Here is an 11,868-nt window from a genome sequence, read left to right on the forward strand (position 1 = left end):
CATGGACTTCGGATTCATATTTTCCAGCGCCGCCGGCGAACTTTTCAGCCCGACGACAGCTGCCTACGCCCTGGCCACCCTCGGCCTCGCGGTTCACTTCGGCTACACCGGCCTGCTCAACTTCGGCCAGGCAGGCTTCATGGCAGTGGGAGCCTACGGCTTCGCCATCTCCACACTGACGTTCCATGTGCCGTTCTTCGTCGGACTGCTCATCGCCGTCGTCGCCTCCGCCATCTTCGCCCTGCTGCTGGGCATCCCGACGCTGCGGCTGCGGGCGGACTACCTGGCCATCGTGACCATCGCGGCGGCCGAAATCGTGCGCTACATCGTCACGACCAACCAGCTGACCGCCGTCACCGGCTCGGCCAACGGCCTGGCCGCCTTCGAGGGCGATTTCTACGCCATGAACCCCTTCCCGCCGGGGACGTACGTTGGCATGAACAACCGCGACTTCTTCATCCGGGTGGTCGCCTGGGCAGTTGTGGCCTTCTTCTGCACCCTGGTCTGGCTGCTGATGCGAAGCCCCTGGGGCCGGGTACTCAAGGGCATCCGCGAGGACGAGAACGCCGTCCGCTCGCTCGGCAAGAACGTGTACGCCTACAAGATGCAGTCCCTGATCATCGGCGGCGCGCTCGGTGCCCTGGCAGGCATGATCTTCACGATTCCCCGCGGCGCGGTGCAGCCTGCCAACTACGGCACGGAACTGACGTTCTTCCTCTACACCTGCCTGCTGCTCGGCGGGCTCGGCACTGTGCTCGGCCCCGTGGTCGGCGCGATGATCTTCTGGGTGGTGCTCTCGCTCACCCAGGGCATCCTCTACGGCCTGATCGAGTCCGGCACCATCACGTGGCTGAACACGGTCCAGGCCGGGCAGCTGCGTTACATCCTGGTCGGCGTGGCGCTCATGCTGCTGATGATCTTCAGGCCCCAGGGCGTTCTCGGCAATAAGAAGGAGCTGGCATTCGCATGAGCATTCCAAGCGAAGAGTCACGGGACGAACCCCGCGCGTCGGAAGAGATCGACTACATGACGGACAACCGTCCGATCGCCGCCGGCGAGATCGCGCCCGGTTGCAAGAAGCGTGATCCGATCGTGGTGGCAGAAAACGTCACCCGCACCTTCGGCGGCATCAACGCCGTCGACGTCCAGTACCTCGAGATCCCGCGGCACAAGATCACCGCACTGATCGGCCCTAACGGCGCCGGCAAGACCACCTTGTTCAACCTGCTGACGGGATTCGATACCCCGAACTCGGGTACATGGCAGTTCGAGGGCAACAACATCGCCGGCGTCTCCTCGTACAAGGTTGCCCGGATGGGGATGGTGCGTACGTTCCAGCTCACCAAGGTCATGGGCAAGCTCACCGTCATGGAGAATATGCGCCTCGGCGCCTCCAGCCAGTCCGGCGAACGGCTGTCCAAGGCTTTGTTCAAGGGCATCTGGGGCGGCCAGGAAAAGAAGATCACCCAGGAAGCCAATGTGCTGCTGGAGAAGTTCAAACTGGACGCCAAGAGGGACGACTACGCGGCGTCGCTGTCCGGCGGGCAGCGGAAGCTGCTGGAAATGGCCCGCTCCCTCATGGTGCGGCCCAAGCTGGTCATGCTCGACGAACCGATGGCCGGCGTCAACCCTGCGCTGACGCAGTCGCTGCTGGACCACATCAAGAACCTCAAGGCCGAGGGCATGACCGTCTTGTTCGTCGAGCACGACATGAACATGGTCCGCCACATCGCCGACTGGGTGGTGGTGATGGCAGAGGGCAAGATCGTGGCCGAAGGGCCCCCCGCCGAAGTCATGAAGAACCCCGCCGTGATCGACGCCTACCTCGGCGCCCACCACGACGTCGATCTCGGCGACGCCGAGGGCATCAAGGAACTGGCCGCGGAGCTGGTCGCTGACGAGGAATCGATTGTCGGCACTGAAAACGCCGGCATCATCTCCGCCGACGTCCTCGCTACCGAGGCGGAGGAGGCGGCGAAGTCGGAGCCGAACGGGACGACGCGCGGCCGCCGCAGCGCCGAAGGACCGAACCTCGGCGAAGAGCCGAACCGCACAGAGAAGGACACAGAATGAGCGCCACCAGCGCGGCACCGGCCGCCCAGCCCGCCTTCGATGGCGACTCGGTCGTAAAGGTCACCGATCTGGTGGCCGGCTACATCCCCGGCGTCAATATCCTCAACGGCTGCAGCATCGAAGCCCGCAAGGGTGAGCTGATCGGCATCATCGGCCCCAACGGCGCCGGCAAGTCCACGCTGCTGAAGGCCATGTTCGGCCTGGTCAAGGTCCACTCCGGCTCGGTAGTGGTCCGCGGGCAGGACATCACCGGGCTCAAGGCCAACAAGCTGGTCAGCAAGGGCGTCGGCTTCGTTCCGCAGAACAACAACGTGTTCGCCGCCCTGACCATCGAGGAAAACATGCAGATGGGCATGTTCCAGCGGCCCAAGGACTTCGCCCAACGGTTCGATTTTGTCTCCGAACTGTTCCCGGAGCTCGCCAAACGGCGCGCTCAGCGGGCCGGCTCGCTCTCCGGCGGCGAACGCCAGATGGTCGCCATGGGACGGGCCCTCATGATGGACCCGGCCGTTCTGCTGCTCGATGAGCCCTCCGCGGGCCTCTCCCCTGTCAAGCAGGATGAGACCTTCCTCCGGGTCCACGAGATCAACCGGGCCGGCGTCTCCGTCATCATGGTGGAACAAAACGCGCGCCGCTGCCTGCAGATCTGCGACCGCGCCTACGTGCTGGACCAGGGCAAGGACGCGTACACCGGTACTGGCAGGGAGCTCATGAAGGATCCCAAGGTCATCCAGCTCTACCTGGGGACGCTCGCAGACACTGTCGAATAGCGCTTCGGGCAGTATCCCCACAGGGGCCGTCACCAGCCGGTGGCGGCCCTTCTGCGTGCCCGGCGGCGGGCTACAACATTCCGTGGGCCGACGGCATCTCCAGTCGCCTCCGGCCGCCCCCGCAGCCACTTGCTCGGCCTCCGTCGCCCTTCGGTTGAGCTACGTTTTCGCGGCGGTTTCGGACCGGCGCACCTCGGATCCGCGCCGCCCTCGTCCGAATCCGCAGCGCGAATCCGGTTCCGCAGCCGCCGCACGGCCACGGCAGCCCTTTCCCCGCACCTCGTGGCTGCCAAGGCACCTCGGATGTCGACACCACGACGCCGGCCCCTCCTGGCGTCCTCATGTCCTGTTTTCGCACCGGCTCCGGACCGGCGCACCTCGGATCCGCGCCGCCCCTGTCCGAATCCGCAGCGCGAATCCGGTTCCGCAATCGCGTCCGGTTCCGCGGTCCTGACGCTCCGGCCCCGGTCCCCCGCACACAAAAGACCCCCGTCCGGACTGGACGGGGGTCTTTTGTTAGTCGAGGGGAAGCGGCTTACAGCTTGCCGAATTCTTCCTTGACCGGCTTGTAGGTGTTGTCATCCTGGTACTCGTAGATGCCAATGTAGGCTTCCGTCGGGTCGCCGGCGTCGGAGAACGTTACGGGGCCGGACTGGCCGTCGTAGTCGATGTCCTTACCGTTGCGAAGCAGGGTGACGCAGCTCGGGAAGGTGTTGCACTTCTCCCCACCCTCAGAGACGTCCTTCAGGTGCGCCGCGATATCAGTGCCCTTGGTGCTCTTGGCTTCCTCAGCCGCCAGTGCGATCAGGTTCACTGCGTCGTAGGACTCGCCGGAGTAGCTGTAGTCCTTCAGCGCCGGGTCAATCGCCAGGAGCTTCTTCTTGAAGTCCTCCTTGGCGAAGGTGCCCGGGATGGTGCCCTGGGCGCCCTTCAGGGTTCCTGCCTGGAAGTCCTTGCTGTAATCGGACATGTTGCCGTCCACCATGAAGATCTGGGTCGGCTTGACGCCCTTGCCCGTCATCAGCGGAACGATGCTCTTGGCCTGGTCGAAGGTGATCAGGGCAATGGCATCCGGCTTGGCGGCCAGAACCTTGTCCACCTGGCTGCTGAACTGGGAATCGCCTTCGTTGAACAGCTCCTGGGCCACAACCTTGCCGCCGGCCGCCTCGAAAGCTGCCTGGACGTTCTTAGCAAGGCCGGTTCCGTAGGCGTCGTTCAGGACGATCATGCCGACCGTCTGGGCGCCACAGGTGGCCATGTAGTTGCCGAGGACCTTGCCCTGGAGCACGTCCGAGGGCGCGGTGCGCCAGTAGAGGCCCTTGTCATCCCACGCCGTGAAGTCCGGGGAAGTGTTCGCCGGGGAGAACTGGACGACGCCGGCACCGGTGATCTGGTTGATCACGGTCTTGGAGACACCCGAGGAGGCGGCGCCGACGATTGCGCTGACGCCCTGTCCGAGCAGTGCCGTGGTGGACTGGGTGGCGATGTCGGTCTTGGTGTCGCCGGAGTCACGGTGGATGACCTCTACCGGCTTGCCCAGGACGCCGCCGGCATCGTTGACCTCCTTGATGCCGAGGTTGACACCTGCAATTTCGGGCGGGCCGAGGAAGGCCAGCGAACCCGTCGTCGGCAGGAGCGAGCCGATCTTCAGGGGCGTGGGGGTCGTGGTGGCCGAGGCGGGCACAGTGCCCGTTTCGCCGGCGGCGCTGGTACCGCCACCGGTGGCGCTGGGTGCCGGGCACGCGATTCCCGCGGCCGCGGCTGAGCTGGATCCCGACGAACTCGGGGCGGGTGAACCGCCACAAGCCGTAGCCAAAAGGGCGACGCCGAGGCTAAGCACGGTGAGCTTAGCGACGCGGGGCGCAACCCGGGGGAGTGAAGTCATGTACAAGCTCCTCGATCTAAAGGTGCGAACGGCCTTTGACGCGAAAGATCAGGTGTTCCTGATTCCACTTCAAGCTAGTGCAATTTCGACGTGAAAATAAGTGACTACGGTCACATCCTTATAACACTCGTTGCATAGAGGAAATCTGGATGGTTTGCGGCGGCTGTTTTGTCGGGGGCGACGGCCCGGAACGGCTGCCCGGGTCAGGCGACCCCGAGGGCAAGCACGTGCGTGGGACAAGCCCGTGCGAGGGGCCTGGTAACGCCGGGGGTCAGGGCCACCCGGCTGTCGGGCGCCGCAGGGCGGCGCGCAGCTCAGTGCCCCAGGTGGGACTCGAACCCACAACACGCGGATTTTAAGTCCGCTGCCTCTGCCAATTGGGCTACTGGGGCGCCCGGTCAATGGTATCCCGTCGCCGGGCGGATCAGCCCGCGAAAGGATCCGCGTAGCGGAAGGTGCCGCTCACGCCGCCGGGCCAGACGGCGAGCGGCAGCAACTGGAAGTGCGCGGCCCAGCCTGCCTCCGGCGGCGCCACCCCGAGCGAGGTGGACGGAACAAAGCCGAAGCGGGAGTAGTACTCGGGGCTGCCCAGCAGGGCTATCCCCCGCTCCCCCGCGGTGTTGGCCCGCGCCACGGTCTCGTTCATGAGCGCGGTGCCGATGCCGTGGCGCTGCAGCCGCGGCACCACCCCGATCGGCCCGAGGCCGAGCAGCTCCAGCCCGTCCACCCATCCGCGGGTGCTGATCACATGCCCCACGATTTCGCCGTCGAGTTCGGCCACGATGCTGAAGGCCGGCAGGTATTCCTGGCACTCGAACAACCGCGCCAGCAGCTTCACTTCCTCGGGTTCGCCGTCGATGTGCTCTCCGGTGGCGGGCGAGATGGCAAACGCGGCGGCGGTGAGGGCGAGGATGGCTGGACGGTCCGCCGGTTCCTCGCTGCGCAGCACGAGTTCCGGTGCCGGTTTGTGCACCCCGTTGGCCGCGACGAGCTCGTGCAGTACCTCCAGCGCCCGTTCGGTGTCCGCCACCGGCACCAGCAGATGGTCATGGTGGAAGCCGGCAAGGACGTTGCAGCTGATCTTCGCCTCGGTCAGGGCCGCGCTGACGGCTGCCGTGAGGCCGATCGCCTCAAGCGAAGAGTGCACCTGGAGCGTGATCCAGGCCGCGACGAAGTCGTAGGAGAGCCCCAGGCTGTCCGCTTCGTTCCGCGGCAGCACGACGGTCAGCCCTTCCGCCTCACGGACGGCGGCCGCAATGGCCCCGGCCAGGGGCTTGCCGTGCGGCCACAGGGCGTAGACGTATTCACCCTCGCGCAGTTCGGGGTGCATGGTGGCCAGGAGGGCGTGCAGGTCCTTTTCAGCTGTCATGGAGCCAGTCTAGGCGCGGGTCCCGCGCTCCTGCCCGCTCCCGGCGCGCTGGGGCGGCTGCCCGCCACGAAAACGGCGGCCGCTCCCCCTGAGGGGAACAGCCGCCGTCGAAGGCTCGGATCAGGCTACTTGGAGTCGGCCGGAACAGCTTCCTTGGTGTCGTTCTTGGCAGTGTCGTTCTTGGCAGTGCCACTCTTCGCGGTGTCGTTCTTGGCAGCATCCGCAGGCGTGCCGGCAACGGGAGCAGCGGCAGGCTTCGGGGCCGGCGTCGCTGCGGCCACGAAGGCGCCGCGCGGGTTGTCCAGATCCATCAGCTGCGTGGTGTCGCGGCCCAGGAAGAAGGCCCAGATCCAGCCGGAGATCACGCGGATCTTGCGCTCCACGGTGGGGATGGCCATGCCGTGGTAGCCACGGTGTGCCAGCCAGGCCAGCGGGCCCTTGAGGCCGATGCGGCCAAGCAGGTTGATGTTCGCCACGCCCTTCCATTCGCCGAAGCCGGCGACGGCGCCCAGGTTCTTGTGCTTGTAATCCTTGAGCGGCTTGTCCCAGCGGGAGGCCCACAGGTTCTTGGCGAGGCGCTTGGCCTGGCGCAGCGCGTGCTGCGCGTTCGGCACGCACGTGCCGTCCGGCAGGCCGCTGCCCGTGAGGTCGGGGACGGCAGCGACGTCGCCGGCGGCCCAGGCGTTCTCGATGATGCCCTCGTCGCCTGCGATGCGCAGATCGGCCAGGACGCGGACGCGGCCGCGCGGCTCGAGCGGGAAGTCGGTGGAGCGGACCATCGGGTTGGCCTGCACACCGGCAGTCCAGACCAGGGTGTCGGTCTCGAATTCCTGGGCCGGGCTCTTGTCCGGGAGGTTGATGAGCTTCAGGGAACCCTCGGCGTTGTCGAGGGAGGTGTTCAGCAGGACCTCGATGCCGCGACTGCGGAGGTGCTCGACGACCCATTCGGCCTGCGATGCCGTGACCTCGGGCATGATGCGGCCCATCGCCTCGACCAGGACGAAGCGGACTTCCTCCTGCTTGATGCGCGGGTTGTTCTTGACCGCGGCGCGGGCCAGGTCTTCCATTTCAGTGATGCACTCGATGCCGGCGAAGCCGCCGCCGACGACGACGAACGTCAGGGCGCGGGCGCGCTCAACGGGGTCCGTCATGAGGGAGCCGGTCTCGATCCGCTCGAGAACCTTGTTGCGCAGGGCGACGGCCTCTTCGATGGTCTTCAAGCCGATGCCCTTGTCCGCGAGGCCCTTGATCGGGAACGTGCGGGTGATGGCGCCGGCGGCAAGCACGACGTCGAAGTAGGGAATCTCGAAGGTGTGGCCACCGTCGGAGGGTGCGACCACTGCCGTGCGGTTGGCGTGGTCGATCGAGGTGACGCGGCCCTGGATGAGTTCCGTCTGCTTCAGGTGCTGGCGGTGCGAGACGACTGCGTGGCGCGCCTCGATGTTGCCGCCGGCAACTTCCGGCAGGAAGGGCTGGTAGGTCATGTAGGGCAGCGGATCCACGAGGGTGACGATGCCACCGGCATTCGCGATCTTTTTCTGAAGTTTGAGGGCTACATACAGGCCGACGTACCCGCCGCCGACGACGAGTACCCGGGGACGGTCCTGGAGCTGAAGGGAGGATGCCATATCTCAAGAATACAGTAGTTTGTGAAAACCTTCACTAACTATGACGGCTTGCTGGAATCCACCGGATTGACGGCCTCGGGTTCGGCCTTGCCGGTCCCGTCCGGCCCGTCCGGGCCGTCCTTCGGCGGCGTGCGCATGGCGGCCCGCAGCTGGAACGCGGCGGCCACAACGATTACCACGAGCAGGGCTCCGAAGCCCAGGACCACCGCGGCCGGCACGGCACTGTCCAGCTGGGACGGCTTCTCCGCGACGGGCACGGTCGCTTCGGGCAGGGTGGGGGCAGCGCTGGAGGGCGCGGGCTCCGCGGCAGAGGCAGTCGTGGCGAGGTTTCCGCGCCGGTGGACCCGGATCCAGTCCGAAATGGACCCCAGCGGATTGACTTTGGTTTCCGGGACATCGGCCTTGAGTGCGGCCTCGGCGTTCAGCACGCCGAAACCGTAGATCGGATCCTTCCCTGGCGCCCCGGCGTCCTTGGCCGTGGTGACGATCCGGTTGATGACCTGGCTCGCGGACATCTCGGGCCATTTGGAGCGAATCAGGGCCGCGACGCCGGACACGATGGGCGTGGCTCCGGAGGTGCCGGCCCAGTCGGCGTAGCCGCCGCCGGGCAGGCCGCCAACCAGGTCCTCGGCGGGAGCTGCGACGCCGATGCTGATGCCTTGGGAGGAGGAGTCGATGCTGGCCGCACCCGTGCGGTCCAGGCCTGCAACCGTCAAGACGCCGGGGATGGTGGCCGGGGCGCCGACCTGGACGTTGCCGCCCACCCGGTTGCCCGCGGCGGCGACGATCACGACGTCCTTCTGTTCGGCGTAGAGGAATGCCGCATCCCAGCTCTGCGGCCATTCCGGCGACGTGCTGCCGAGGGAGATGTTGATGACGCGGGCGCCGTTGTCCACGGCCCAGCGCACTGCCTCCGGGATCTGGTCCTGGTCGCTCTTGCCGCCCGGGTTGGCGGAACCGAGCCAGGTGGAGACGGACAGCAGCTGCGCTTCCGGGGCGACGCCGACAACCCCGTCAGGTCCAGCGGCCGGGCCGGCGGCAGGGCCAGAGGCGCTGGCGCTCGGTTTGGCAGTCGCTTCGGGCGCCTGGTGCCCCCGACCGGCGAGCATGGTGGCCACGAGGGTGCCGTGTTCGGGTTTGGCGCCGATGCTCTCCTGGCCGTTGGCCTTGCCGGCGCCGGAAATGTCCGCGCCGCCAGCGAGCACGCCGCCCAAATCCGGATGCCGGCCGTCCACGCCGCTGTCAATCACGGCGACCTTGACCCCGGCTCCCTTGGAAACGTCCCAGGCTTTGGTGATGCCGGACTCAGCGAGCCAGTATTCCTTGTCCCGCCAGGAGTCGGCGTGGGCGGGCGCGGCCAGGGTCAGCGCCGCCGTGGACGCCCCGCCGGCGAGGGCCAAGGCCATCAACGCGGAGGCGGTCCGGCGGCGCCGGGCTGTTGCTCTGGTCATTCAGGTCCTATCGGCGGATGCACCAGCGGCACGGGCGCGCGCTGGGGCACGGCTGCTGGGGCGGGATCATCGGATGCTGAGGGCAATTCCGTCAAGAATATCGTGTTCGCTGCTCACGGCCGTGGTGATGCGCCCGCCGGTGACCTCGGCCACGCGCTGCAGGACCCGCCGCCAGACCAGTCCACCGGCGCCGATCACGTCCACCCGCCCGGGGTGCATGTAAGGCAGCGCGGCCCGCTCCTCCCGGGTCATTTCGAGCAGCTCGGTGCAGGCTTTCCGGACCGCGTCCAGGTCCAGTTCGGTGCCGTGGATCGCGGCCGGTGAGTACTCCGGCAGGCGCAGCGCGTGCGCCGTGATGGTGGTGACGGAGCCGGCCACGCCGACGACGGCGGTGGTGCGTTCCAGCGGAACGGTTTGTGCCGCCTCGCTGATGGCGGCGTCGACGTCGGCCTCTGCCGCTGCGATCTGATCCGCGGTGGGCGGATCGCTGCGCAGGTGCCGTTCGGTCATCCGGACGCAGCCGACGTCGACCGAGCGGGCGGCGATGACGCCGTCGGCGTTGCCGAGCACGAACTCCGTGCTGCCGCCGCCGAGGTCCACCACCAGCACAGGGTCCTGCCCGCGGGAGGGCAGGACACTGCTGGCGCCGGCGAAGGACAGCGCGGCTTCCTCGTCGCCGGTGATCACCTCGGGTTCGACGCCGAGGATGTCGCGGATGCCGTCGACGAAAATCTGGCGGTTGCGGGCATCGCGGGTGGCGGAGGTGGCCACGAAGCGCACCTTTTCGGCGCCGTGCTCGCGGATGAGGGCAGCGTAGTCCCGGGTCGCGGCGAAGGTGCGCTCGAGCGCTTCCTGGGCCAGTTCACCTGTGGAGTCCACGCCCTGGCCCAGCCGGACCACGCGCATTTCCCGCACGATGTCGGTCAGCCGTGGCGTGGCCGGCCCTGTTGCGCCGTCTGCGCTCACATCTGCGATCAGCAGGCGGATGGAGTTGGTGCCGCAGTCTACGGCCGCGACCCGGGTCACTTGGACTCCCCCGTGCCGGTGGTACCGGCCGTCTCAGCAGCACCGGCGGTGGCGGCCGTGTTATCGGCGCCGGCGGCGTCGACGCGGGACTTGCGGACCGGTGCGGGCCGGCCCACGATCTCCGGCAGGCCTTGGGGGCCATGGCGGCTGAGGTCCCGGGACGGGGCCTCCCCGCCGGTATCCCAGGCGCCGCCGCAGTAACAGCGCTCCACGGTCCACCACTCGGCGATGGCCGCGATCGATTCATCCCCCAGCGGGTTCACGCCCGGGCCGGCCGCCAGCGAATGCCCCACGAGGACGTGCAGGCATTTGACGCGGGTCGGCATTCCGCCGGCGGAGACGCCGTCAATTTCGGGAACGGCCCCGATGCCGGAGCGCGCGCCGATCTCGGCACGGGAGGCCAGATATGCCTCGTGGGCGGACCGGTACCGGGCCGCGAGGCCGGCGTCGGCAGCGAGCCGGTCGTTCATTTCGTTCATCAGCCCGGCGGCCTCCAGCCGCGATACCGCCGACGTGATCACCGGGTGGGTGAGGTAAAACGTGGTGGGGAACGGCGTACCGTTGCTAAGCCGCGGCGACGTGGCGGCGACGAGCGGGTTTCCGCAGACGCAGCGGGCCGGGATTTCGACGACGTCGCGCACGGGCCGGCCCAACTGGCGGCTGAGGACCTCGAGATCGTGCGGCGACGGCTGGCGGGAGCCCTCCGGGGCGTCTGCCCTGTGCCGTGGTGCCGGGGTCTTGGCCCCGTCGTTGTTCTCGGCTGCTCGGTTCTGGTCCACTCGGTTCTCGTCCACGGGAGTGGCACCTTCCTGCCCTGTTCCGGATTGTCCGCGGGACAATCCCGGCGGCGGGCGCCGCTTCTAGTCTGTTGCCGATCGCCTGATGGACTCCCAGAGGGCGTCCACCCAGGGCAGGTTGGCCGGGTCTTGTGCTGATGCTGCACCCGCCGCGCCACCGGACTGCGCGGCAGGAAGATCGCTGCCGAATACCCAGTAGCCCGTCTCTCCGGGCATAACCATGTTAATGCGGTCGCGGGCCTGCTGTTTCACATAGTTGGGATCCTGCCACCGCGACACCTGGCGTTTGAGGTCCTCCTGCTTCGTCTGCTTGGCCGCAATATCGGCCTGCAGCGCCGCGATTTCGGCGCGTTTGTCCAGGAAGATCTTGACCGTGGGGGCCAGCAGGATGGTGATGGCAATCATGACGACGCCCAGGGCCAGCAGCCGGCCCGAGAACGCCTTGGCGGGCACGGGGTCCAGGGATTCGTCCGGACCCCCTGCGGCGGTCCGGTTCTGGGTCTTGCCGCCGGCCTTGCCGCCGGACTTGGCGCCGGCCTTCCCGGCCGCCGGGCGGGTCTCGGGCTTTGCCGGTGCTCCTGCCGGGGCTGTTGTGGGACGGGCTCTGGCCGCAGATCCGGCGCCGGTGCTGCCCGGGGCCGGCTTGCCTGTGTGAGCTGATACCCGTGGCGGGGCAGGCGCAGCGCCGGCCGGCGCGGCCCCGCCGCTGCGGGCGCCGCCAAAGTCCGCCTGGATCACCTCGCCGCCGTCGGCTGCTGCCCCCAGACCCGTGGCCGCAGGCTTGGCAGCAGCAGCCTTGGCGGCAGGCGTAGCCCGGGGAACATTGGGGCGTCGGGTTGCCATGTCACTCCTTCAAAAACGGACCAAAA

General features: G+C 67.7%; 10 protein-coding genes and 1 tRNA gene. 3 read left to right on the forward strand and 8 right to left on the reverse strand.

The features are described from left to right. Nucleotide 1: 1 nt before the first annotated feature. From AC1DN2_RS02625 to AC1DN2_RS02635, 3 genes are read left to right on the forward strand one after another with little or no spacing between them, the layout of a single operon-like run. On the forward strand, nt 2-970 hold the full coding sequence (locus AC1DN2_RS02625; protein WP_476849101.1) for a branched-chain amino acid ABC transporter permease: 969 nt from the start codon (nt 2-4) through the stop codon (nt 968-970). Beyond that, nucleotides 967-2,073: an ABC transporter ATP-binding protein gene (locus tag AC1DN2_RS02630; RefSeq protein ID WP_476849102.1), complete on the forward strand. Its 1,107-nt coding sequence runs from the start codon at nt 967-969 to the stop codon at nt 2,071-2,073. Before AC1DN2_RS02625 ends, AC1DN2_RS02630 begins: the two co-directional genes overlap by 4 nt. Beyond that, entirely contained in the window at nt 2,070-2,843 is a 774-nt protein-coding gene (locus AC1DN2_RS02635) for an ABC transporter ATP-binding protein (protein WP_476849103.1), read from the forward strand. The genes AC1DN2_RS02630 and AC1DN2_RS02635 overlap by 4 nt, the downstream gene beginning before the upstream one ends. Nucleotides 2,844-3,378: 535 nt before the next feature. On the opposite strand, the gene AC1DN2_RS02640 is transcribed toward AC1DN2_RS02635, so the two are convergent. The 8 genes from AC1DN2_RS02640 to AC1DN2_RS02675 form a co-directional block, all read right to left on the reverse strand. Then, nucleotides 3,379-4,728: an ABC transporter substrate-binding protein gene (locus AC1DN2_RS02640; protein ID WP_476849104.1), complete on the reverse strand. Its 1,350-nt coding sequence runs from the start codon at nt 4,726-4,728 to the stop codon at nt 3,379-3,381. Nucleotides 4,729-5,046: 318 nt separating this feature from the next. Next, a tRNA-Leu gene (locus tag AC1DN2_RS02645) sits at nt 5,047-5,120 on the reverse strand. 32 nt (nt 5,121-5,152) lie between these two features. After that, nucleotides 5,153-6,097 (reverse strand): N-acetyltransferase, encoded by a 945-nt coding sequence (locus tag AC1DN2_RS02650; protein WP_476849105.1) that lies wholly within the window; start codon nt 6,095-6,097, stop codon nt 5,153-5,155. Between the two features lie 125 nt (nt 6,098-6,222). Next, nucleotides 6,223-7,725, reverse strand: coding sequence for an NAD(P)/FAD-dependent oxidoreductase (locus tag AC1DN2_RS02655; protein ID WP_476849106.1), 1,503 nt, complete (start codon nt 7,723-7,725; stop codon nt 6,223-6,225). A gap of 38 nt (nt 7,726-7,763) precedes the next feature. Then, the gene (locus AC1DN2_RS02660) at nt 7,764-9,176 is read right to left on the reverse strand and encodes a S8 family serine peptidase (RefSeq protein WP_476849107.1); all 1,413 of its coding nucleotides are present in this window, start codon (nt 9,174-9,176) and stop codon (nt 7,764-7,766) included. A 66-nt stretch (nt 9,177-9,242) separates the two neighbouring features. Further along, nucleotides 9,243-10,202 (reverse strand): Ppx/GppA phosphatase family protein, encoded by a 960-nt coding sequence (locus AC1DN2_RS02665; protein WP_476849108.1) that lies wholly within the window; start codon nt 10,200-10,202, stop codon nt 9,243-9,245. Beyond that, nucleotides 10,199-10,996: a DUF501 domain-containing protein gene (locus AC1DN2_RS02670; RefSeq protein ID WP_476849109.1), complete on the reverse strand. Its 798-nt coding sequence runs from the start codon at nt 10,994-10,996 to the stop codon at nt 10,199-10,201. The genes AC1DN2_RS02665 and AC1DN2_RS02670 overlap by 4 nt, the downstream gene beginning before the upstream one ends. Before the next feature lie 66 nt (nt 10,997-11,062). Beyond that, on the reverse strand, nt 11,063-11,842 hold the full coding sequence (locus AC1DN2_RS02675) for an FtsB family cell division protein (RefSeq protein ID WP_476849110.1): 780 nt from the start codon (nt 11,840-11,842) through the stop codon (nt 11,063-11,065). Nucleotides 11,843-11,868 lie beyond the last annotated feature (26 nt).

The sequence above is a fragment of the Arthrobacter sp. 01L42 genome (assembly GCF_056400005.1).